The sequence below is a fragment of the Algoriphagus antarcticus genome, assembly GCF_002150685.1.
Classification (GTDB): Bacteria; Bacteroidota; Bacteroidia; order Cytophagales; family Cyclobacteriaceae; genus Algoriphagus; species Algoriphagus antarcticus.
Genome location: NZ_MSSW01000002.1, coordinates 197,933 through 222,860, shown reverse-complemented (window position 1 = coordinate 222,860; position 24,928 = coordinate 197,933). Strand labels below are relative to the sequence as shown.

The 24,928-nt window shown below is 40.7% G+C and carries 17 protein-coding genes; 12 read left to right on the top strand and 5 right to left on the bottom strand.

The genetic code is table 11. The annotated features are described in order from the left end of the window. Window positions 1-15: 15 nt before the first annotated feature. From rpsK to cysM, 10 genes are all read left to right on the top strand, one after another. A complete protein-coding gene (gene rpsK, locus BVH04_RS02095) occupies window positions 16-414 on the top strand; it encodes a 30S ribosomal protein S11 (protein ID WP_057939435.1) in 399 nt (132 codons plus the stop codon). 18 nt (window positions 415-432) lie between these two features. Next, the gene (rpsD, locus tag BVH04_RS02090; RefSeq protein WP_086539674.1) at window positions 433-1,038 is read left to right on the top strand and encodes a 30S ribosomal protein S4; all 606 of its coding nucleotides are present in this window, start codon (window positions 433-435) and stop codon (window positions 1,036-1,038) included. 39 nt (window positions 1,039-1,077) lie between these two features. Continuing rightward, window positions 1,078-2,067, top strand: a complete 990-nt coding sequence (locus BVH04_RS02085) for a DNA-directed RNA polymerase subunit alpha (RefSeq protein WP_086539673.1) — start codon at window positions 1,078-1,080, stop codon at window positions 2,065-2,067. A gap of 6 nt (window positions 2,068-2,073) precedes the next feature. Then, window positions 2,074-2,634 carry a 50S ribosomal protein L17 gene (gene rplQ, locus BVH04_RS02080; protein ID WP_086539672.1) on the top strand — a complete coding sequence of 187 codons (561 nt, stop codon included), beginning with the start codon at window positions 2,074-2,076 and terminating at the stop codon, window positions 2,632-2,634. A gap of 119 nt (window positions 2,635-2,753) precedes the next feature. Beyond that, on the top strand, window positions 2,754-3,851 hold the full coding sequence (gene carA, locus BVH04_RS02075) for a glutamine-hydrolyzing carbamoyl-phosphate synthase small subunit (protein ID WP_086539671.1): 1,098 nt from the start codon (window positions 2,754-2,756) through the stop codon (window positions 3,849-3,851). 22 nt (window positions 3,852-3,873) lie between these two features. Beyond that, window positions 3,874-5,154, top strand: a complete 1,281-nt coding sequence (gene eno / locus BVH04_RS02070) for a phosphopyruvate hydratase (protein ID WP_086539670.1) — start codon at window positions 3,874-3,876, stop codon at window positions 5,152-5,154. 104 nt (window positions 5,155-5,258) lie between these two features. Beyond that, the gene (locus tag BVH04_RS02065) at window positions 5,259-5,546 is read left to right on the top strand and encodes an FtsB family cell division protein (protein ID WP_086539669.1); all 288 of its coding nucleotides are present in this window, start codon (window positions 5,259-5,261) and stop codon (window positions 5,544-5,546) included. Continuing rightward, window positions 5,527-6,075 (top strand): hypothetical protein, encoded by a 549-nt coding sequence (locus BVH04_RS02060; RefSeq protein ID WP_086539668.1) that lies wholly within the window; start codon window positions 5,527-5,529, stop codon window positions 6,073-6,075. Before BVH04_RS02065 ends, BVH04_RS02060 begins: the two co-directional genes overlap by 20 nt. 19 nt (window positions 6,076-6,094) lie before the next feature. Then, window positions 6,095-6,940 (top strand): serine O-acetyltransferase, encoded by an 846-nt coding sequence (locus BVH04_RS02055; protein ID WP_086539667.1) that lies wholly within the window; start codon window positions 6,095-6,097, stop codon window positions 6,938-6,940. Beyond that, window positions 6,927-7,802, top strand: a complete 876-nt coding sequence (cysM, locus tag BVH04_RS02050; protein WP_086539666.1) for a cysteine synthase CysM — start codon at window positions 6,927-6,929, stop codon at window positions 7,800-7,802. The genes BVH04_RS02055 and cysM overlap by 14 nt, the downstream gene beginning before the upstream one ends. A 177-nt stretch (window positions 7,803-7,979) precedes the next feature. Here cysM and BVH04_RS02045 read toward each other — a convergent pair whose 3' ends face one another. The 4 genes from BVH04_RS02045 to BVH04_RS02025 form a co-directional block, all read right to left on the bottom strand. Then, a complete protein-coding gene (locus tag BVH04_RS02045; protein ID WP_086539665.1) occupies window positions 7,980-9,221 on the bottom strand; it encodes an MFS transporter in 1,242 nt (413 codons plus the stop codon). Window positions 9,222-9,335: 114 nt separating this feature from the next. Then, window positions 9,336-12,047 (bottom strand): hypothetical protein, encoded by a 2,712-nt coding sequence (locus BVH04_RS02040; protein WP_086539664.1) that lies wholly within the window; start codon window positions 12,045-12,047, stop codon window positions 9,336-9,338. A gap of 880 nt (window positions 12,048-12,927) precedes the next feature. Further along, window positions 12,928-13,680: a peroxide stress protein YaaA gene (yaaA, locus tag BVH04_RS02030; protein WP_086539662.1), complete on the bottom strand. Its 753-nt coding sequence runs from the start codon at window positions 13,678-13,680 to the stop codon at window positions 12,928-12,930. A gap of 1 nt (window position 13,681) precedes the next feature. After that, window positions 13,682-19,240, bottom strand: a complete 5,559-nt coding sequence (locus BVH04_RS02025; protein WP_086539661.1) for a T9SS type B sorting domain-containing protein — start codon at window positions 19,238-19,240, stop codon at window positions 13,682-13,684. A gap of 82 nt (window positions 19,241-19,322) precedes the next feature. Here BVH04_RS02025 and BVH04_RS02020 point away from each other — a divergent pair, with 82 nt between their 5' ends. Continuing rightward, on the top strand, window positions 19,323-20,369 hold the full coding sequence (locus BVH04_RS02020) for a PorP/SprF family type IX secretion system membrane protein (protein WP_086539660.1): 1,047 nt from the start codon (window positions 19,323-19,325) through the stop codon (window positions 20,367-20,369). A 256-nt stretch (window positions 20,370-20,625) separates the two neighbouring features. Here the strand turns inward: BVH04_RS02020 and BVH04_RS02015 are convergent, their stop codons facing one another. Beyond that, window positions 20,626-21,162, bottom strand: a complete 537-nt coding sequence (locus BVH04_RS02015) for a pyridoxamine 5'-phosphate oxidase family protein (RefSeq protein ID WP_086539659.1) — start codon at window positions 21,160-21,162, stop codon at window positions 20,626-20,628. Window positions 21,163-21,797: 635 nt separating this feature from the next. Between BVH04_RS02015 and BVH04_RS02010 the strand changes: the two genes are divergently transcribed. Continuing rightward, window positions 21,798-24,806 carry a PVC-type heme-binding CxxCH protein gene (locus tag BVH04_RS02010; protein WP_086539658.1) on the top strand — a complete coding sequence of 1,003 codons (3,009 nt, stop codon included), beginning with the start codon at window positions 21,798-21,800 and terminating at the stop codon, window positions 24,804-24,806. Window positions 24,807-24,928: the final 122 nt, after the last annotated feature.

Below are 24,928 nucleotides of genomic sequence, written 5' to 3'. Positions count from 1 at the left end.
AACCTGATTTAGATTATGGCTCAGAAAAGAAACGATAAAGCAAAAGGTAAAAAAAGAGTAGTAAAGGTAGAAGCTGTAGGTCAAGCTCACATTAGAGCATCCTTCAACAACATCATTATCTCTCTTACCAACAATGCAGGTCAAGTAATATCTTGGGCCTCTGCCGGTAAAATGGGGTTCAGAGGTTCAAAGAAAAATACTCCTTACGCAGCACAGATGGCCGCACAGAATTGTGGACAGGTAGCATATGACTTAGGTTTGAGAAAAATCGAAGTATTTGTAAAAGGCCCGGGATCAGGTCGTGAATCAGCGATCAGAACATTGCAAAATGTAGGATTGGATGTAACTACGATCATCGATGTGACTCCAATGCCGCACAACGGATGTCGTCCACCTAAGCGTAGAAGAGTTTAATCATAAAATTGTAATACAATGGCTAGATATAGAGGTCCTAAAGCAAAGATTGCCAGAAAATTTGGCGAAGCTATAGAAGGACATAGCAAAGCACTTGCAAAGAAAAACTACCCTCCTGGTCAACATGGTAGAGGTAGAAGAAAAAAGCAGTCTGAATATGCAATCCAGCTTGCTGAGAAGCAAAAAGCAAAATACATCTACGGAGTATTGGAAAGACAGTTTGCTAAGATGTTTGATATTGCTTCCAGGAAAACTGGAATCACCGGTGAAAACCTTCTTCAGCTTCTAGAAGCAAGATTGGACAACTCGGTATATAGAATGGGAATCTCCCCTACCAGAAGAGGCGCTAGACAGCTAGTTTCTCACAAGCATGTGCTTGTAAACGGTGAGGTAGTTAACATTCCTTCGTTTACACTTAAGCCAGGTGATGTAGTTTCTGTAAGAGAAAGATCTAAGTCTCTAGAAGCAATCACCAATAGCTTAGCAGGTAGAGGTGCTAATAAATATTCCTGGTTAGAGTGGGATGGCACATCATTGACCGGCAAATTCGTCAGTGTTCCAGGCAGAGATGATATTCCTGAGAATATCAAGGAGCAACTCATTGTCGAACTTTACTCTAAGTAATATTTTAATATTTTCAGCTTTTAAAAAAGAACGAGATATATGTCCATACTAGCATTTCAAATGCCCGAGAAAGTGGTAATGGAAAAAGCCGATGATTTTCATGGCTTATTCACATTCAAACCACTCGAAAAAGGCTATGGAGTTACAATTGGTAACGCCCTGAGAAGAATTTTGCTTTCTTCCTTGGAAGGTTATGCCATCACTGCTATCAAGATTCCTGGTGTAGTGCATGAGTTTTCGACCATCGAAGGTGTAGTTGAAGACGTTACAGATATTATTTTGAACCTTAAACAGGTTAGATTCAAAAAGGTGCACGATGCATTTGATGGAAAAATCACTGTTGAAATTAAAAATCAATCTGTTTTCACTGCAGGGGACATTGCCAAGTTCACTTCTTCTTTCGAAATCTTGAACCCAGAGTTAGTCATTTGTCACATCGACGAGACCAAAAACTTTGAGATCGAATTGACGATGGAAAAGGGGAGAGGCTACTTACCAGCTGAAGAATCCAAACCAAAAGAGCAAATATTCGGTACTATCGCCATCGATGCAGTTTTCACACCAATTAAGAATGTGAAATACAGTGTTGAAAATACGCGAGTAGAACAAAAGACTGACTTCGAAAAATTGATCATGGAAGTTTCCACTGACGGCTCTATCCACCCAGAGAAAGCACTTCAAGAATCTGCCAAAATCCTTATCCAACACTTTATGTTGTTCTCTGACCAGACTATGGTTTTGGATTCAACTGGAATAGCGGAGCCTGAGCCAATCGACGAAGAATTCTTGCATATGAGAAAGCTTCTAAAGACTTCTCTGAGTGACCTTGACCTATCGGTTAGAGCATTCAACTGTCTGAAAGCTGCTGATGTGAAGTCCTTGGGTGATCTTGCCAAGCTTGAAATTTCTGATATGATGAAATTCAGAAACTTCGGTAAAAAATCCCTAGCTGAGCTAGAGCAACTCATCCAGGAAAAAAATCTGACCTTCGGGATGGATATTTCTAAGTATAAACTTGATGAAGAATAAATAATAATGAGACACGGTAAGAAATTTAACCACCTTGGAAGGAAGGCCGCTCATAGAAAAGCAATGCTTTCTAATATGGCAACTTCGCTGATTCTTCACAAGCGTATCTCAACCACGCTTGCCAAGGCAAAAGAATTGAAGAAGTACTTGGAGCCACTAGTGACAAGAGCTAAAGAAGATACTACACATAATAGACGTATGGCTTTCGCTTATTTGAAAAATAAGGAAGCTATCATCGAACTATTCGGTGAAGTAATCTCTAAAGTAGCTACTCGTCCAGGCGGATATACCAGAATTATCAAAACTGGTTTTAGACTAGGTGATAACGCTGAAATGTGTATCATCGAGTTGGTTGATTTTAACGAATTGATGTTGAAAGATTCTAAACCAGCCAAGAAAACTACCAGAAGATCTCGTAGAGGCACTGGGAAAGCGACAGAATCTGAAGACACTGCAAAAGCAGAGGTTACTCCAGCTAAAGAAGAAGCTCCTGCAAAAGCTGCCGAAGAGTCTAAGGCTCCTGAGGCATCTGCAGATTCTGCGGAAGAAGAAACTGATAACAAATAAGTTGATTAGTTACTTCACGATATTGAAAGGATTGGACATTTGTTCAATCCTTTTTTTATACCCTTTTCATTTATCTTCCTTCCCAATAAATATTTAACTTTGGGCAATTACTTAGCAAAATGATCAAACAAAAAGCAACTTTACTCTTGGCAGATGGAACTGTCTTTCACGGTTCCTTAATTGGTAATCCTGGGACAAATGGTGGTGAGATTTGCTTCAACACCGGAATGACAGGTTATCAGGAGATCTACACCGATCCATCCTATACTGGACAAATTATTGTAACCACTACTTCACACATCGGAAATTATGGTGTAATCGATGAAGAAGTGGAATCTGATCACCCGACGATAGGTGGCATTGTAGTCAATACCTTTTCAGACGTTTATTCGCGTCTTGATGCTTCAGGTTCTTTGCAGGATTACCTCGTGAAGAATGGTATCACTGGGATAGCAGATATAGATACACGAAAACTGGTAAAGCATCTCCGCTCTAAAGGAGCCATGAATGCAATCATCAGCTCTAAATTTGAAGATGATTTGGTCGGCTTGCAAGCTGAGCTTGACAAAGTACCGGATATGGATGGCCTTGAGCTTTCTTCTACGGTCTGTACTCAGGAACCATATTTCTTTGGGGATGAAAGCGCATCTATTAAAGTGGCTTGCATGGATTTTGGTATCAAGAAGAATATCTTGAGGAATCTGGCTGACAGAGGTGTTTATTGCAAAGTTTTTCCTGCTAAGGCTACGCTTGCTGAAATGGAAGAATGGGGACCAAATGCTTATTTTCTCTCCAATGGCCCAGGTGATCCTGCTGTAATGGAATATGCGGTGAAGACTACCAAGGACATCTTAGAAACTGGAAAACCTCTGTTCGGGATTTGTCTTGGACATCAGCTTCTTGCAGAGTCTTGCGGCATCAGTACTTACAAAATGCATCATGGACATAGAGGATTAAATCATCCGATTAAAAATCTAATGACAGGAAAGAGTGAGATTACCTCTCAAAATCATGGATTCAATATTACCCGTGAGGATACGGAGCAAAATCCTGATGTAGAAATCACTCATGTTCACTTGAATGATAACACAGTCGCTGGAATCCGTCTCAAAAATAAGCCTGCTTTTTCGGTGCAATACCATCCTGAATCATCTCCAGGACCTCATGATTCCCGCTACCTGTTTGATGATTTTCTTTCTTTAATCAATAAAAATTAATACCCTTAAACCTTTTAAAACTATGACGTTGATTCAATCAATTCATGCAAGACAAATCCTCGATTCTAGAGGAAATCCTACAATTGAAGTAGATGTTTACACTGAAAATGGAGCTTTTGGACGTGCTGCTGTGCCAAGTGGCGCATCTACAGGTATCAACGAGGCAGTAGAGCTTCGTGATGGCGACAAGAATGCCTATATGGGCAAAGGCGTATTGAAAGCTGTTGCCAATGTGAATGATATAATTGCTTCTGAACTTGTTGGCTTTGACGTGTTCGAGCAAAACATGATTGATCAGATCATGATTGAACTAGATGGTACGCCAAACAAGGGTGTACTAGGTGCAAATGCTATCCTCGGTGTTTCTTTGGCTGTAGCTAAAGCAGCGGCGATGGAGTCAAATCAACCGCTTTACAGATACGTTGGCGGAGTAAATGCCAATACTTTGCCTGTACCTATGATGAATATCATCAACGGTGGTTCCCACTCTGATGCACCTATCGCATTTCAAGAGTTTATGATCCGTCCAGTGGGCGCTCCTACATTCTCTGAAGCAATGAGAATGGGAACGGAGATTTTTCACAACCTTAAGAAAATTCTTCATGACAAAGGTCTGAGTACTGCAGTAGGTGATGAAGGTGGATTTGCACCTAATTTCTCTGGAGGAACAGAAGAAGCGCTTGGAAGCATTTTGGATGCAATTGCTAAGGCTGGCTACAAAGCTGGTGATGATGTGACTATCGCATTGGATTGTGCTGCATCTGAGTTTTTTGTAGATGGAAAATACGATTACACGAAATTTGAAGGTGCAACTGGAGTAGCAAGAAGCAGAGAAGAGCAAGTGGCTTACTTGGCTGAGCTTACTGAGAAATATCCAATCGATTCTATCGAAGATGGATGTGCTGAGGAAGATTGGGAAGGTTGGGCTATGCTCACTGCAAAAATCGGTGATAAAATCCAGTTGGTAGGTGATGATCTTTTCGTTACTAATGTGAAATTCCTTCAGAGAGGAATTGAAGAGAAATCTGCGAATTCTATCTTAATCAAAGTAAACCAAATCGGTACGTTGACAGAAACCATCAATGCGGTCAACCTAGCTCACAAAGCGGGTTTCACAGCAGTAATGTCACACAGATCCGGTGAAACTGAAGATTCAACTATCGCGGATCTTGCAGTAGCGTTGAACTGTGGACAGATCAAAACTGGTTCTGCGTCTCGTTCAGACCGTATGGCCAAATACAATCAATTGCTTAGAATCGAAGAGCAATTAGGTGACTCAGCTGTTTTCAGCGGCAAGTTCTAACAACAGCCTTTCAAAAGTTATAATTATAAAGACAGCTTGCCTTGGCGAGCTGTCTTTTTTTTGCACCATTTTTGTACCTTGATACGCAATCACAATCCTATCATATGAGCAAATACCTTAAATACACCAAAAGTTTTTATTTTCTGGGTCTTGTCTTTTTTATAGCATGGATGATTTTTATTGACTCTAATAATGTGGTCAACCAGGTGAAATTGAGTAGTAAGCTTGGACAACTTGAAGATCAAAAAGAGTTTTATATAGAGCGTAGAGAAAAAATAAAAGCTGAAAGAGAGGAATTGATGAGTAATCCAGAACTCTTAGAGAAGTTCGCCCGTGAAAAGTACTTAATGAAAAAAAATACTGAAGACCTCTATGTCATTGTTAAGAAGTAAATACCTGCTTTTATTTTTTCTTTCTTTTGCTCTGATCCAGACTTCTTCGTTTGCTCAAAGAGAAATTTATTCAGACTCAGTTGCATTCAAAGACCGATTGTACTATGGAGGTAATTTTGGGATGCAATTTGGAACGGTTACTCTGCTAGACTTTTCTCCACTCGTTGGTGTCATGATTACCCCTAAATTTTCATCTGGAGTAGGGATTACCTACCAATATTTCAATGATAGACGATTTATAGGCGGCGAGACTTCCTCTTATGGAGGCAGGCTGTTTAGTAGATATAATATCTTCCCTAATATATTTCTTCATGCTGAATACGAAACGATCAATTTTGATAATTATAATCGTTTATCAGAGCGATTCGAAAGGATTTGGTCAAATGCATTATTCCTCGGCGGAGGCTATTTTGCTCCATTTGGTTCCAGAGGGGGAGCTAATTTTACTTTTCTTTATAATGTATTGCACGACAATCTTCGTTCTCCCTATGGTGAACCATACGTGATCCGTGTGGGTTTTGTGCTCTAAATACTTCTAATACATTTTCATGGATTCTTTTGTTTCAAAACTATACAAAGCACATCAAGATTGCTCAGATTGCCCTTCTCCTAAAGTAATTCAGCAGTTTTTCGAAGATGTATTAGGATTACTTTTCCCAGAACATACTGTAGAGAGAATAAAGGATAAAGCACAGATTGAAGCTTCCTTGATTCAATTTGAACTTGATCTTTCTTCCATTCTGGAAAAAAACCCACAACTTCATAGTGGTAAAGGAACTAAAATTGCGCATGCTTTTTTTCTTAACCTTGAACAAGTATTCGATTGGATCAATCAGGATGTAGACGCGATGTTTGCGGGTGATCCAGCTGCAAAATCAAGAACAGAGATCTTGAGAAGCTATCCTGGATTCTATGCTATATCAGCCTATAGAATTGCACATTCGCTACATGTGCTAGGTGTAAAATTGATTCCAAGAATGATTACTGAGTATGCTCATAGTCGCACTGGTATTGATATTCATCCAGGAGCTACGATTGGTCAGAATTTCTGTATAGATCATGGGACTGGCGTGGTGATTGGAGAAACGACTATTATCGGCAATCACGTGAAGATATATCAAGGAGTGACATTAGGAGCATTAAGTGTGGATAAAGCCGATGCAGATAGTAAAAGACACCCGACAATAGAAGACGATGTGGTAATATATTCAGGAGCCACGATTTTAGGAGGGAGTACAGTTATAGGTAAAGGCAGTGTGATCGGCGGAAATGTATGGCTCACCAAAAGTGTCGCTGCACGAAGTAAAGTCTATTATCAAACACAAATGTATCATGCGGAATCTGCTGTGACGGACATGTATGTTTTCAAAAACGATCAAGATGAAGCTATTTGACCTCATAGGAAACACCCCTTTAATACAACTGGATCACATTCCGGTAAATCCAAAGGTTAAGATTTTTTGTAAACTGGAGGGTCAGAATCCAGGAGGAAGTGTAAAAGACAGGGCGGCATATAATATGCTCAGAAGTGCCATGGATCGTGGCGAAATCAAATCAGGAGATAAACTGGTAGAGGCAACGAGTGGGAATACTGGAATCGCTTTGGCTATGGTTGCTAAAGTTCTAGGTTTGGATATGACCTTGATCATGCCTGACAATTCCACCAAAGAGCGAGTCATCTCAATGGAGGCATACGGTGCAAATGTGATTTTAACACCCGCAGCGAAGACTATCGAATATTCCAGAACGCTGGCTGACCAGATGAATAAAGAAGGCTACTTCATGCTTGATCAATTTGGGAATGCGGATAATTATCTCGCCCATTACAAGACCACTGGTCCAGAAATATGGGAAGATACGGGAGGAGAGGTTACACATTTTGTATCTGCGATGGGAACTACAGGAACAATTATGGGCGTTTCCAAATACTTGAAAGAAAGAAACCCTGAAATTCAAATAGTAGGAACTCAGCCAACAGATGGATCTAGTATCCCGGGTATCCGCAGATGGTCTCCTGAGTTTTTACCCAAGATATTCGATCCAAGTAGGGTGGATCAAATCATCGATGTGAGCGAGGAGCAGGCTACTGAGATGACACGCAGAATGGCCAGAGAGGAAGGTATACTTGCAGGTATGAGCAGTGGCGGAGCTTTGCATGCTGCAATAGAACTCTCCAAAACCCTGAAGGAAGGCATCATTGTTTGCATCACCTGCGACAGAGGAGATCGGTATTTAAGCTCCGACCTTTTTGGTTGATTTAGATACGCTTCTGCACTCCCTTAACCGTAGTACTAAAAAATAGTTGGTGAAGTCCTATTGAAGAAATTTATTCTCAATTAGGAGTAGAACGTATGCAGAACGTGATTTTAGCAAATCTTTATCCTGTCATAAAGTAAAAAAAAGCAGCCTCATGGCTGCTTTTTAGATTTGTGCTTAATGCATGGTGGGTACTGCCTCAACAGATTTCGAATTCTTTTGCCAGAAGAAGAAGATCGTAAAGAGGACAATCAGGATGATGGGGAAATACATCATTTTCTGCAGTGTGTCCTGACCTGTGGCCAGCTCTAAGGCGGCACCAGTCAATCCGGCACTTTCATTTTGTGCTGTAGCATTATCGATCCAGATTCCAGTTATCGGGTTGAAAATCGAGTTGGCAAACATCCCTACACCACCTATAATCGACATGCCTAATGCGCCGGTCAGAGGGGCTCTTTGCGCAGTGGCACCAATCATTACTGGCCAAAAATAACAAACACCCAGACCAAATATAATTGCTGCCAGATAAGCAGTTGAACCTGTAACAACACTAAACATATAAATTCCTATAGCTGCTAAAATAGCTCCACTCAGCAGTACACCGGTCTGGCCTAAAGTAGCGACAACTGGACCGGCAAAGAATCTTCCTGCAGCCATCACTCCAAAGGTTAATGCTAAAATTAACATAGGGTCTGCACCACTACTTACCAATATTACATTCACCCACTGATTAGGTCCAAATTCTGAAATAGCGGTCAAAGACATGCATAGAAAAAGGAAAAGGAAGACTGGGCTGACCATTGCTTTTAAATTCTCAGTGATTGATGTGACACCTTCAATTTTTGGTCTTGGAAACGCTTTGCCAAAAAACAGGACGGCATAGATTACTGTAGGCACCATCAAAATCCACATTTGGGTCTCCCAATTGGCTAAAATTCCACCTGCATCAGTCATAAACTTAGATAAAAGTGAGCCAACTAGTATTCCACCTGGAAACCACATGTGAAATCTGTTTAACATTTTATTCATCTTCACACCGTTATACATATCGGCGATCATTGGATTACAGGCCGCTTCCGTACAGCCATTTCCAAACCCGATGAATAAAGTAGAAATCAGCAAGGTCGTATACCCGCCTGCATAAATGGTCATTAGGATTCCCAAGGTATGCGCCACAAATGCAATCCGCATAATATTGGCGGGACCAACTTTGTGATAGAAAAGGCCTCCTAGGATCATTGAGATGGGGAATCCAAGAAACCACATGGAGTTGATAAAGCCTAGCTGCTCATTCGTTAAGTCAAATTCTGTTGCGAGCTGAGGTAGTATGCCTGCCCGAATAGAGAAGGTAAATGCTGTTGTAATGAGCGCAAAACAACTAGCGTTGAACAGTGCACTTTTGTTGATGGTTTGGGTCATAAGATAGGTTTTTGAATTTTGGGTTGTGAACGATCGATTGTAAAAGTTGAAAAGTAGGAAAATTATTGCATTCGACTTTCCCGTTAATAAAAAATATTCTTCTGAATTATGGCATTAATCCAATACGAGCAGAGATACAATCTCCTTTTCTTCGACACCAAATAGTGGATTTCGAAGTACAATTACGACCACGTATGTCCCAGTTGGCACGTATTTTCCATGGGCTTTTCCATCCCAGGTGAGAACCGGTACTTCCAATGGAATATCAATAATGGAAGCGTGGTGGATCAACTCGCCTTGACGATTTGAAATATAAAGTTCTGCTTCGGTAATGTCTTCATTCATTACTACTCCAAAATTCCTCTCAGGATCACCTAAGATCATTGCATTCGGATAAACTACCTGGTAGTCACAGACATCATCGGTTATGAAAGTCTCTTCAAATTCACAACCATCTACTGTGGTAACTACTAATTTGTAGTCTCCAACCTGATCAGGGCTATAAATTCGCTGGGTATATATTAACTCCTCTTCAAAAAACCATTCATATTTCTCATATTCTCCTGGATCGATTGGTGGAATTGAATTTTTCTTTGAGCATATAGGGTAGCTTTTATTCAGATCAGGAGTTACGGAATTACTTTCCTCCACCGAAATTAAATTTCTTCCTATCTCACAACCAAATTTATTAAAAGCAACAGCTTCATAAGTTCCAGCCTGATTCACTTCTACCTCCGTAAGATTGTTGAATTCAGAAAGCTCTATGCGTTGATCATTCAAATCGTAAAAATTCCATTCCGTAGTCAAAACCTCCTCTTCATCTGTAGTCAATATAATAATTGCTTTTGCCGGTTCAGGGCAAATTTTAGTAGCTTCAAGTTCCATTGGAACTGAAGTTACTGGAACCACTACTTCAAATTCGACAGGGGTAATATCACAAAATCCACTAGCTCTAGGTTGAACAATCAAGGAATAAAAGCCTACTGACATGGGGTAAAATTCAAGACCACGACCTACAACTTCACCCGCCGAATTAAGCCATCTAATCGTCGTTTCGTTAGGTGTAATTCCTTCTATATTTGGAATATATCTAATTGGAGCGACGCATCCGGCTTCTACTTTAGTAGGCTTGAAGGAGATGGTTTTGGATAGTGTTACATTGAAAGTCTTTACTTGAGGACACAAGGGAGATAATGGATCATTTGCTTCGGCTTTAAGCAAATAATTACCTCCCGCGTTAAGTACAAACGCATCGCCAGAACCTAATGCTTGTATACTTCCGTCTGGATAAGTTAATGTAAAAAGTAAATCGTCGGTTGTTTCCGGAATAAAATCGAAACTTTCGCAGATTTGAAAATTAGTTGGAATGCTGAATTGTACTTGTAGCTGTTTGGCAATGTTGAAAGATTCGATAGGATAAGTACATCCGTCAATCACTAACTCAAGAAGGTAGTTGTCTGATGAAAGGTCTAGCTCTAATGATCCACTCGGTGGAAAAGTACCTGAATTTGTAATAGCTCCCCTTGTAACAGAAAATAAGCGATATTCTCCATTTACTATCGGTTGACCAAAATCAACTTCAATTTTTCCTTTACTCACGGCATCCGAAGAGCAAGTTTCTGGATAATTTGTTAGTGTTGGGATCGGTGATACAGGAGGGTTCTTAGCTTGCAGTTGTACAAATTTGGTGACTTTACACCCGTTTTGGGTAGCAATGATTGAATAGATCTTTGCTTTTAGATTTGAGTAAGTAAATACTTCTCCTGCTAAAACAGGGCTTTCAGAAATACCAAGTTCAGGAATTTCTATTGAAGTTAGATTAGAGTTGCTGGTTATCTGAAAACTACCATTTTCAGAATCACAGTCGTCTGGCAAGACTAAAACTTGTGTGTCAACTTGTTGAAAAGCCAAAAGTTCGAATGAAGTTTTTCTTTCTGATGCGCAATTTGGATAGTCGGCATAGTCAACGCTAAAAAAAACCTCATATAAACCAGGGCCATCTAGTTCATTAGAATTTAATTCAATCTCAAATGCCTTTCCCAAGCTGGATCTAGTTGCGGCTGTACTTTTTTGAATAAACCACTCTCCGCTTATTGGGGTGTCTGGTGCGAATATTATGCTATTTCCTTCACAGATCTTTTCAGCACTTTTATTAATTTGAAAATCGACCGGCGGCCCTACAAAAGTAGTCCCAATGACCGTGCATGCCTGTGTGCTATCAGGATTTGTAATGAACAATTCCACGAAGTAATAGCCCGCAGAATTAGTAAGTAATTCATTTTCAGTCCCAAGTACATTTCCGCTAATGTCTTTCCAAATAATAGAGAAATCTGAAAAGCTAGGTGATGCAGGGTCCAAGGCATATAGTAGGACGGGTGCATCTCCACAAAGTAAGTAATCTGGTTTCAAAATCAGGGTAGGTCCACTTTGTATTTTAACAGCTAAATTTTCTTGGTAAAAGTTAGCGTTAGTACCCCTTCTTATTTTTAAAGAGATAGTGTAATCACCCATCTCATTGAATAAAAACTGAATGGTTTCATATTGCTCCCCACCACTTCTATTTAATATTTCCTGCCCTTGTGAATTTGTGATTTTCCACTCGTAAACATCTTCGGAGGTTCCTCCTGCGCTATAGGTACCAATTACAAAACCATTAACCATGCATAAATTGGCATCCCCTATGATTCCCAAGGCTGCCATTATTGAATAGGTAGTTTCGTTTTCGCTTTTTCCTTTTACTTCTCCACCCAGCGTAAACAGCAGATTCAAAATAAGGATAGTCCAAACCAAAATTATCCTTATAATATATTGATAGTGAGGTTTCAATTAAATCAAAGTTGGTTCCTCGCAAAGATAGCAATACCTGTCGTCAATGAATTAGTGTTGAGCCGTTTGAATGGAAAAATATTCCAATTCAATTCAAACTTCTGCAACTGGAAGTTTTCTTTTTTTAGTAAAGAGCCAAATTCGGATTTTGAAATGTTCTTTTCAAGCTTTTAAATTATGATTATCCGCTTTATTGTCAGTTATGATTGCTATACCAACTGGCCTCGACTTCGCTCGGCCGCCGGGGTAGTGTTGTGTAAGGAGAGCGAAGTCGAGGTGTGGAAAATTCAATTTGGTTGCTTGTGCAATTGTGGATAAACAAATTTTAAATAGATCCGCATTGCAAATGATGTGTTTAATACAAATTGCTTTGGGGGAAATAATCTTCAAGGTTTTTAGGTTTAACCTCCTGCGCAAAAGTGTCTTTTAATGAGTAGAGAGGAATATTTTCTTACCAGTGCTAAGTATGCCATCAGCGGCATTCTTCCAGGAATAATTTACTTGATCTGGCCCCGTCATCATAAATTTTATCATCAAAAACCATATTTCCATTTACGCGGTCTGACCTTTATAGAGCAGGATCAAAGACGATGGGATCGGTGGTGCTTATCACAATTTTTCTAAAATGCACATATATCATCTTAATCCAGTAGTGCACCTGCGTACTCTAATCACCTTCTTCTTTTATAGTTAATGCTTCAGAGTAGTATTATTACTCAAATGCCAAAAGTGAAACTATAGTGAACGCTATACCTTTGGAATGAGCTGGGCAACTTGGTTAGTTTAAAATCAATAGTTATAGCTCTTAGGTAAGTTTATAAATTCAAAAAAAACTTTAGCCATAAAGAAAGGGTCAAATATAAAGTAGTTTGAGAGGAAATCACCTCACAAAAACCCACTCACTAGTAGTACTCATTGTCTCAGAATACTCATACCCACCGTCATTGAAAGTCTTTAATTCTTCGGGATCAGTGATTCTATTTTTGATAGCAAAATTACTCATCAATCCTCTTGCTTGCTTGGCAAAGAACCCGATGATTTTATAGCTGTCATCCTTGTATTCTTTGAAGTCTATGTTGATGAGTGGGCTTTTTAAAGTCTGTAAATTAACTGCCTTGAAGTATTCCTGGGAGGCAAGATTTATTATTGCCTGACCATTTGCTGCCTCATTAATGGCTTTTGTGATTTTCTTGTCCCAAAATTCATATAGATTTTTACCTTTTTTATTATCCAGTCCAATCCCCATTTCTAGGCGATAAGGTTGGATCAAATCTAAAGGTTTTAGCAAACCATATAAACCGGAAAGAATTCTAAGATGGTCCTGAGCGAAATCAAAATCTTCCTTTGAATACTCATCCACATTGATTTTGATATATACATCGCCTTTGAAGGCCAAGATTGCCTGCTTTGAATTTTCCCTAGTGAAATCTTTCTTAAAAGTCTTAAAACGCTCCTCATTCAACACAGCCAAATTATCTGAAATATGCATCATCTCGCCTATTTCTTTGGCTGATTTCTTTTTCATAATTCTCACTAGGGAGCGAGTGTCAGCTTGGAAATCAGGTAGGGTGAACTCTTGGTAAGTTGGGGTGCTATAGTCCAGCGTTTTTGCTGGTGAGATGAGGATAAGCATGCTATTGAATTACTGTAATCGCTTTGGTTAATTTTTTGGTTTTGTTCTGATCTTCACTGGTAAACTTCACTACTACGGCATATGTTCCGTTAATAACAAATTCTCCACGATATCTCCCATCCCAAGGACAAAATGGTTGTCCCGGTTCAATGTTTTCGTGCTCGCAATAGAAGATCAATTCTCCCCATCGATTGTAAATATAGACTTCCACATCGTCGATGTATTCATTTGCATACAGGATGAAGTTCATATTGGGATCATTCAAAATCACTCCATTTGGGAACACTATTTTCAAGGAGCAATCCTCCACCACATCTATGCTCGTAAGGTATTCACAACCAAAATTATCCGAGACAGTAAGTTCGTAAACGCCTCCTTCAGCCGGAGTAAATATGGGATCTTGCGAAACCTCCACACCATTTAACTTCCAAGAATAATTGTCATAATTCCCAGGGTTAATAGACTGCGTGACTCCTTCTATAGCGCAGATTGTAAATCCAGCAGGAACTACTGGAGGAATGATGGTCGATTTGGAAACCACACCATTTGCACGGCCAAGCTCACATCCTACGCTACTTCTGAGCAATACTTCGTAAGTGCCTTCTTGGGATACTTCGATAATAGGTAAGCCATTAAATGCTGGGATTCTGGTTCGGGTTCCACCCACTACTGAATACCACTCGTAATCTACCACATTCTCCATATCTGCCAGTACTGTGATGGTCGTGCTCGTCTGTTCTACACAGAATGCCACGATGTCTAGGCTCACATCTACTCCTTGAGAAATGACTTCTGCGGTAAATGGAATCGAAGGGGTGGAGCATAATCCCCCGGCTACAGGCTGAACTTCCAAAGTATAGTCTCCAGAGCTGCTTGGGACAAAAGTTTGTCTTCTTCCCACGATTACCCCCGCAGCATCTTTCCAAAGGAAAATCACATCAGCGGGATCAGCATTGTTCAAAATGGCTTCGTATTGAACTCCAACCTGACAGTCCACGATTGGCGGAGAAATTTCGAAATCAATTGGTTGAGTGATGTTTGCGACAATTGTTTCTTCTCTTGGGCAATTTACTCCAGTTGGATCTTCTCCTCTGACAGTGTATGTGTCGGATTGAGTGATAGTGAACTCTCCATTTGTAGAAGGGAAAATGACCGTTCCTGAGGAGTTAGTCACTGTGTAGCTCAATGTATCAGGAGATGTAGGGGTGAAGGTGAAGCTTTCACAAGCAGTTAAATCTGATGGGACTGAAAAAAGCACTTCAAATTTCTGTGCAATAGTATATATAGTAGGATCTGGAATGGCACATCCACTCGGATCTTCAATCTCAATGGCATAATCACCATAAGGAACTGCTATGTCAAACTGGTTGGTATTAGTGAAAGAACCTTGGAAAGTTTGACCGTCACCCTGTCTGGTCACGGTATAAGAGCCGGACTGAGGAGAATTGGTAAAGTTGATAGTCAGTAATCCATTTTGAACTCCTGAAGTGTCGCACACTTCGTCTGTAGGAATAACTGTGTATTCAAATCCAGCTGGAGGATTACTATTCTCTACGGTCACTGTTCCTATGTAAAAACATCCTGTACTGTTTTCTGCTTCTATGGTGTACACTCCTGGAAGTATGTTTTGAACGGGTAGAATGTCTCCAGCAGTCACATTGCTAAATGAATCTCCTGTTTCGGATACTGTCACAGTCTGGGCATCTGCTTGCATCGTGATTTCAAATGATCCATCAGGCGTGTTGCAATCCGTAGCTGGGGTGGTTTGAAGTGCTGTGAAAAGCGGTAATTCATTCACCAACAAACTCAATTTTTTCTCTACGACACATCCTTCCAAAATTGGGTCTTGTGTCACAAAAATTATCTCGTAATCCCCTGGGCCTGGTAATGTGTTTATGAAAAGTTCCAGTTCAAAGAATTCTCCCAGGGCAACTCTAGCTGGATCTCCATTTAGCTCATAGAACCATTCTCCTGCTATTGGTGTATTTGGCGCAAAAGTAACCGAGGTTTCCTCGTAACATACTTCTGTGGCTGTCTGATCAAGATCAAATTCGAAAGCTGGTCCTACGAAGATTTCTGCAGTTGCCGGACAGGTTTCATAAAGTAACGCCTCGTCATCAGACAGTCCATCTGGAAGTCTGTAAGTTACATTTACCGTATAGATGCTTTCTTCATCAACGGTTATTTCGTTAGAATTTTCATCACCAAAGACTTGACCTGCAGCATTTGTCCATTCGAAATCATACAAACCTTCAGCAGGATCGTACCCATCAATCGCCGTAAGCGTGACTGGATTGCCGGCACATAGTGTAGCGTCATCTGCCAAAGTCAATTCAGGTGGTGCTTCCACCAAGATCTCTGTACTAGCGCGGAAATACTCAGGGTCACCGCATCTATCCACTCTAAGTTCCACTGTGTAAGTGCCCACATTATTAAAAATCTGATCCAAATTCTGGAATTCATCCCCAGGTCCGCCGTAATCACTTCTGATGATAGTGCCATCATCATTATTGGTAATAGTCCAGAAATAACTGTCAATATCTGGCTCTCCTCCTCCTTCGAGAAGTGCCCCAGCGCCAAGTGCAGGATCAAGACAAAGTCTTGCAGGTGCAGCGAGACTAGGTTCTGGTATAGAACTACCTGAATTTTGAACAAATGAAGGCAGTCCCAAATTGGATGTTCCCGGCATTGCGTCCACCCCATCCTGAGTAAAAGTGCTTTCCGAATTACAGCCAGATCCGACGTTGATCTGCCCAATTCTATTGTCTCCGACCACGGCAACATAGATCTGACCATTTGGACCAATCTGCAGAGCGCCAAGATCTTTTCCAGCAGTATCACTTAATAGATTTTTGGTACTGACGATACATGCTTCAATTTCCGCTCTAGTGCCTGCTCCATCAAAGCAAGTAGGGCAAACAGCCGCATCCGGATCATCGGTATCAGTGGCTTTGATGATATATTCCTCTATTCCTGGTCCTCCATTTCTATAAGAAACAAGTACTCGCTCCCCATCTTCGGAAAATTCTAACCCATACACTTCTCCATCACAACCCAAGTCAATACGAGCATACTCAGTCATTTCTCCGGTATCGCTGTCAAAATCAAAGATCTCAACTTTATTACATCCTCCTTCAGTGATAGTGACGGCTAATTTGTCTCCATCTGAATTGAATTTCATAGCTCCCACACCTGAATTGAATCCATGATTGCTTCCAACTGAGCTGAGGACTGGTTGGCCAATGCCATTTGCGGAAACGGGATAAGCTCTGAAGGTATTGTTGCCTAATTCATGATACATAACCCAAGTCGTGTCGCCTGCATCTAAGGCTGCGGTATGCTCGGTAGAAGGGCTAAATAGGAAATTGTCTTTGGTAACTACATTCCCAACTCCTGTCGGATTTTCGGATTTGATATCGACCAGTGAATATTTTGATACATTGTTTCCATTTGCAGATACCTGTGATGTGAAAAGATAGAAGAGCGTTTCTTCTCCCGGCACTGGCACAGCGATCACTCCTTGGCTACTGGAATTGTCTCCTCCAATATTGTCCCCATTTTGCATCAAATCTCCATTGAGATCCCATACCGATTGTCCATCTGTGAAGAAAAGCACTTGTCCGTCTTGACTGGAAATAGTGGTAGTTCCAGCCGGAATATTTTGTGGATGTGGAGAGGATATTGGCCTTGGGGTAGGGCCATCAGGGTTATCTGGGTCTGGATTGAAGTCTAGCCCTGCGCCATCTCCAAAATACCAGATGTTATTAGTCTGGTCTTCTACATCCCACATTTTCACACGGATCTCTGCATAGGCATAGCAAGAGGAACCCGGCTCACGGACTAAAGCCCAATAAAGCCCTGGTTTACATACTTCATTATCTTTTCTCGTTCCCCAGCCTTCTTCCCGATAATTTGACCAGAAATACTCATAGTTGTCCTCTCCGCCTTGTCCACCGCCAGCTCCGCCGCCTCCTTGACCTCCGCCGCCTCCACCATCTTCTTCACCCGATTGAGCTGTTAGCAGTGGTCCGATGTCAATACAAGTTTCACAGAGTGTGGTGTCTTGCGGTGAGAAGTTAGCCGTAAGATTATTTTCAGTAAGCGGAATCGTGTTATTGACTACCTGCGTTGTGATATCTGCGAAAGTTACAGTAAGGGTCACGTTCACGCTAGTTTCTTGAGCAGCGTCTGCAGGAATAAGGAAATGCTCTTGAGAGTAATCAGCAGGGAGTTCATTGCCTGCCGAATCAAGAAGTGGTGGATCAAATGCCCATTCAAAGCTTACCGGTCTATAGTTTTCTGGGGTTAATTGCGAAGTAAGTTGTACTGGGTTATTGGCACAGGGCATGTCTGGAGCCCAAGTGAAGTCAACAGTAGGAGCTATATCCGCATTTGGGGCAAAAGATGGAAATACCGTTCCGCAAAAATCAGTTCCTGCAAATGGATCTTCTTCTATCTCTATCAAAGTCAAATCTGCTTCATTTGGATTGGTCACTTTGCCTATTAATTGTGGACCGCCGTCTACTTCTTCATATAAATAATAGAGACTTCCATCAGGACCTACTTTAATATCATAAATAGCAAAAATATCAACAGGCGAGGTACCTGGGCCAACTATAGGCATAACTTCTGGTGTAGAAGAAAGATCAGCTATAGGTACACGGAGCAAAGAGTCTCCTGCGGAATAGAAGATGTAATTCCCATCAGGTGAGAATTCTGCTCCTCCATATTCCCCTGACCCAGAAGACTGAGCAATAGGCGCTGGAGCACCAAATGTGCCACCACTTGTATCAAAGTCTAAAACCAAAATAGGTTCAAGGTCAGAATCAGGGACAATAATTAATTGATTGGTTTCTTCATTGAAGATAATTTTCTTTGGCGTGGAAGAAATCGCTTGGGTGTCTGTATTACTGAAATTTCCTTCTCCAGAATCAAGACTCCTTGAAATTAAATTTCCATTATCAAAGCTGATCAAATAGGATGGTGATGCTGGACTTTTTACCACTATTAAGGCTCCAGATCCATTTCCGATTGGGTTGTCCTTGGAAGTGATTTCACCCAGCGGTCTTTCATTTCCAGAAGCTTGTCCTGGAGCATTCATGTCTACCACTGCATATTGTAACTCTCCGCCCAATGAAAGGTAGAAGATGTAAAAAAGTTTATTGCCATTTGGATCGTATTCCAAAAATCCTGTAGCTACTTGCTGGACGCCATTGATATTTCCATTCAGTCCTGAGCCGACTCCTTGGATAGGATTTTGGCTAAAGTCATATACCAATTCCCCATTAGTCTGAAAAAATGGCTGTCCAGTGATTGGATCTATCACTAACGCACTGTTGTTTTTACCTAATAAAACGTTTGACGGTAAAGTTTGAACATTCGGTGTGCCTCCTTTCCCAAAAGACAAATAGCTACTTTCACCGGAAGCACAATTGCCAAATATCCACTCATTGTCATTAAATCCCTGCGAATAGACGAAAGCATTAAATACAAAAGTTGTAAATAATAGGGCAATAGTAAAAATGTAGGATAACCTTATGGAATTAGGGCTGCTTTTCATAATTTTCGAACTGCTTCTAAAACAACATACGTTTTGTACCGTTGAAGAAGCCTACTGAATATTCAAATTAACGAACAAATACTTGCTACGGTCTCTGGTTTACGTTGTTTTTCTTTGTGTTGTTGGACTATTTCTGGGAACTAATGCCTACGCACAGGATCCGCAATATAGCCAATATTATGCGGCACCCCTTTACCTAAATCCAGCTTTTGCAGGATCAGAGTTGACTGGAAGAGTTGGTTTCAATTATAGAAATCAATGGCCTAGCATTGATGCACAATTCACGACATATTCTGCTTATTACGATACCTACCTGGATGATTACAACTCTGGGATAGGGGTAATGGTTATGCAGGATACGGAAGGAGCATCTAAACTTCGCTCCACCACCATTTCAGCATTGTATTCTTATGAGTTGAAATTGGGAGAAAATGTCTATTTCCGTCCGGGGTTTCAGGCAAGTTATATTCGTAGAGAGATTGGTTTCTATGAGAATTTGATTTTCGCCAATCAAATCAATCCAAACGATCCTTTTGGTCCTATATTCCCAGGTGCGGATATTGCTGGTTTGGGCGATCCAGTCAATATGCTTTCGCTCTCTTTTGGAGGATTGTTTTTCACTGAGGATTTCTGGATCGGAGGATCAGCGCATCACGTGAATCAACCGAACCAGTCTTTTATAAATGGTGACAGCCCATTGCCAGTTAAGTTTTCTGCACATGCAGGCTATAGAATTTCTCTTGGTCAAGGTTCGATGAGAGGGGATTTTACTCATATGCGAAAAGAGCGCTATTTCACTCCGACTATTAATTTCAAAAAACAGGGGCCTTTTGAGCAACTGGATGTAGGAGCCTATTTTTATGTAGAGCCAATCGTATTCGGGCTTTGGTATAGAGGACTTCCTTACAAAAGAGTGGAGCAGCAAAGCAATCGTGACGCAATTGTCATGATGGTTGGTTTCAATTTACTAAGTGGTCTTAATGTCGGTTATAGCTTTGATTACACGGTTTCTCAATTAGGGATTCAGTCAGGCGGAGCTCATGAATTAAGTTTATCATGGACTATACCGAATAACAATCAAGGAAAACCTCAAAGGAGAGATACGCTGCTTCCTTGCCCTAAATTCTAATTTTGAATATTCTCTTGCAAATGAGCTCAGGCGCAGATTTTAAGTCTTAGTCGGTACTCTGTTGAATCCTTATTCCAGAATGAATTACTATCACATTGGCCGGTGTCATCGCACACCAAAATGATATCTCAAGTTTTGGAGGGGAATCAGTAAATATAAAACTGTGACCTAATTAAACTCGTCACGGTTTGAAAAATTCCAAAAAAAAATGTGATCCAGTTTCCCGGATCACATAATGAACTTTAGAGTGCCCCAACTACACTTTTAAAGTTCCTTCAATGGAATCATCCATTGTTTTTCCTGATATAGCACTGATCAGCACTTTAATTCCTGCTACTGCATTACCATGCTTATTGTCCCAATAATATCCGCTGTCAGGGATAAATTGAATTACTGAAATCCTTGGATCATCCTTTCCCTCAGTAAACCATGCTTTCACTGTAGGATCCCAAAGTTCTTCGATTTTTGCTCGGTCATCAGTGATGGTTGCATGTCCATTAAGCTCCAAGAAATCAGAATAGGAAGATCCTTGAAAATAAAGAGTCACATCTGTATCTGCTGCAAGCTCCATATTCTTCATACTGTCCTTCGCACTTAGAAACCAGATGTTTCCTGCTTCGTCAGTTTTCTGCACAGACATAGGACGGGATTTATGAGAATTGTTTAGGCTTGTAGAAGTGACGAAGAAGCAAGAGCCTGACTTATCGATCAGTTCCCGGATTTTTTCAACCGCCTTTGATCCCACAAAATTTTCTCTGTTTTTCTCTTCCTGATTGTCATCTATTGAGTTCATGGTATAGTCAGCTTTTTATTTCAAATGGAAAACCCAAAACTTGGGTTCGTCAGGACTATTGCAAACGGATTGCCTAATGAAAATTATTGAAACACAATTCTTTGACTCACTGAAAAACCGACGCTTAAACGCATTGTAAAGAGTCTGTGCGCACTATTCTCTGATCACTGAAAATATAACGACCATAAATAAAGTATAACATTTTTACCTGATTCGGGGAAATTGATTCCTATCTAACCTGAATTGAGAAAAGTGAATAGCTGATCCAAATCAAATTATTATTCTAGCTCACCTAAATTCTCCCCCATCTTTTTAGGATAAGTATCAGCATATTTTACATTTCAAGATTCGCTCTGATGTGTCCCATCTACTAAATCATCTGTACCCATATCTATTTCATCCTAGATCAACCTATAAATCCCAGTAACTCTTGATGTCTTTAGCTTTATACATTTTCTAAAAATAGGGTTATGAAGGGAAAATCATCCCAGGATAGTGGAAGATCTTATGAGCTTAATTTGTAATTAGGTAAATATTGGCTGCCCTAAGTATTCAAATCCAACATTCTCATCACTTTCCCAGACTTTTACTTAATTTGATGTCTTGATTTTCTAACCCTATTAACCTCTCATACTATGTTTAAGAAATTTACAATTCTCAGTCTGCTGGGATTTTTACTTTTTTCCTGCGAAAAAAAACCTGCTCAACTCTCAGATGAAGAATATTCCAAACTCACCGACGAGCAAAAAAGAACCCCTGAACATGCGCTAGACGGAATCATCGTAGCAGATGATCGTCTTGAACTCACCCTTTTCGCCTCAGAGCCGATGATGTCAAATCCCACAAATATGGATATTGACGATCGTGGACGAGTGTGGATTGCTGAGGCGTATAATTATCGCACCGCTTTGAACCCCCGAAATCCTACCAGAGCTGAAGGTGACAGAATCCTGATCATGGAAGACACAGACGGAGATGGCGTGGCTGATGAATCAAAGGTATTTTATCAAGGAAATGATATCAATGCAGCCTTGGGGATAGCCGTTTTCGGAGATAAGGTTTATGTATCAGTCAGCCCATATGTATATGTATTTACCGATGCGGATGGAGATGATGTTCCAGAGAAAAAAGAGATCTTATTTGAAGGTGTAGGCGGAGAGCAGCATGATCATGGCATGCACTCTTTTACTTTCGCCCCAGATGGCAAATTGTACTTCAACTATGGAAATGCAGGTGAAGGATTACATTATGCCGACGGTTCTCCGATTTTGGATCCATTGAGCAGAGAAGTAAACAACAAGACTCAACCTTATAAAGAAGGTATGGTATTCCGCATGAATCCTGACGGATCAGATGTGGAAGTTTTGGGTTGGAATTTTAGAAATAACTATGAAGTAGCTACAGATAGCTACGGTAGAATGTGGCAATCTGACAACGATGATGATGGAAACCGAAGCACTCGGATCAATTACGTGATGGATTACGGCAACTATGGCTTCAAAGATGAATTTACAGGTGCAGACTGGAGAGCGAGAAGAGTAAACATGGAGGACTCAGTTTATCAGCAACACTGGCACCTGAATGATCCTGGCGTAGTTCCAAACCTCCTTCAAACTTATGCAGGTTCACCTACAGGCATATTAGTATACGAGGGAAAATTACTTCCTGAAGAGTATCAAAATCAAATCATTCACTCAGATGCAGGTCCTAATATCGTGAGAGCTTATCCAGTTGTTCCATCAGGTGCTGGATTTGATGCTAAAATCATCAATCTACTCGATGGGAATTCGAGAGACAATTGGTTCAGACCTTCCGATGTGACAGTAGCTCCTGATGGATCATTGTTTATTTCAGATTGGTACGATCCGGGAGTTGGCGGTCATGCGATGGGAGACCTGGACAAGGGCAGAGTATATAGACTAGCGCCTAAGGATGTAGACTATACTGTCACCAAACCTGATTATTCCAGCGTCCCTTCTTTGATTAATTTACTTCAAAGTCCAAATCGTGCGACTCACTTCAAAGCTTTCATGGCATTGGTAGAAAAAGGAGAGGAGGCGAAAGATGCTTTGGAGAAATTGTATACCGAAGGCGAAAGTAGAATGAGAGCCAGAGCATTCTGGGTACTCACTAAGCTGCCAAATGGTAACGACTACATCAAAACTGCAGCAACTGACACAGATGAGAATATCCGAATGGCTGCCATACGTGCCTATAGAAATAACAAAATGAGTGATGTGTCTTTCTTGCTGGAAATGGCTGGCGATGAATCTGCTCAGGTTCGAAGAGAAGTGGCGCTCGCTCTGAGATACAAATCCAATCCAGAAGTTTGGCTAAAGCTTGTCGATAGCTATGAAAGTGGTGATCGCTGGTATTTGGAAGCATTGGGAATTGCTGCGGAAGGGTTTTGGGATGATTATTTACCAAAATATCTGGAAGCCAGCGGTTCTGGCTGGATGGAAAGTCAGGATGCAAAAGATATAGTTTGGAGATCACGGGCGTCAAATACAGCTGAACTTTTAGGCAAAATCATACTTTCTCAGCCAGGCCGAGAAAATCAGGCTTTTTATCGGGCACTTGATTTCCAAGCCCCTTCCTCCAAAAACGAAACTTTAAAAGCACTATTGGCAAATGCTCCGGAAGAAGATCAACTGATTATTTTAAGGCAAATCAATTTTGACCCAGCATCTCCAGATCGTGAGATACTGGCACTTGCCAAACAGACTGCAGGAAGCATCGCCGATGACCGAGACTTTTTGGATATAGTCAGTAAGTATGGTTTAACTGATCAAAAAGACAGACTGGAAAAGCTTGTCTATCAATCCGACAATAATCAGCACTCCCAAATGGCCGCTAATAGCTATGCTTCTCTGTACGGCATGAATGCTATCAAAAATACTTTTGCTGACTCAGATCAGGCAAAAGCGATTTCTTCAATCGAAAAATTTGGTGCTATTGATAATGAAGATATGGCCAAACTTCTTTCTGAAGTTTACACAGACGAATCCAAATCTATGGAAACAAGAACGGCTGCTATGGAAGCAGCGAAAGGCTATAATTCCGAACCCTATCTATGGGAACTTGCGAAAGCCGATGAAATCCCAGCAGAGATGCTTCCGATTGCTCAGAAAATTCTCCTTTCCTCCTGGAACGGTACTATTCGTGCGGAGGCAAATGATAAATTTGGCGAAGATACTCCAAAGTCAACCATCGATTTACCTAAGCTTCTTACACAGCAGGGAGATGTAGCGAAAGGTCTTCTTATATCTGATAATTACTGTCTTTCCTGCCACAAAATAGGTGAAAAAGGAATTGATTTTGGACCTGGACTATCTGAAATCGGAGACAAGCTTTCCAAAGAAGGGCTTTTCAATGCGATCATTAATCCATCTGAAGGAATAGGGTTTGGCTACGAAACACAGTTGGTTAAGCTGAAAGATGGAACTGAGTTCACATGCATTGTCAATTCAAAAACAGAGAATGACCTAGTGGTGAAATTGGTTGCAACCGCCGAACAAAAAATCTACAAGCTGGTAGATGTAGAAAGTGTAACTCAACTTGACGAATCTCTGATGCCTAAGTTCCCGCTTTCAGAAACCGAATTGGTGGACTTAGTTAGTTATCTGGAGACTTTGAGGAAATAGTTTTTCTAGAAATGAATAAATGGATTTAAATCCCAGTTTATGAAAGTAGGCTGGGATTTTTGTTAAAAGTCATTTTTAACCACGGAGACCACAGATGATGAGATTTTTGATAATCTCTCCAA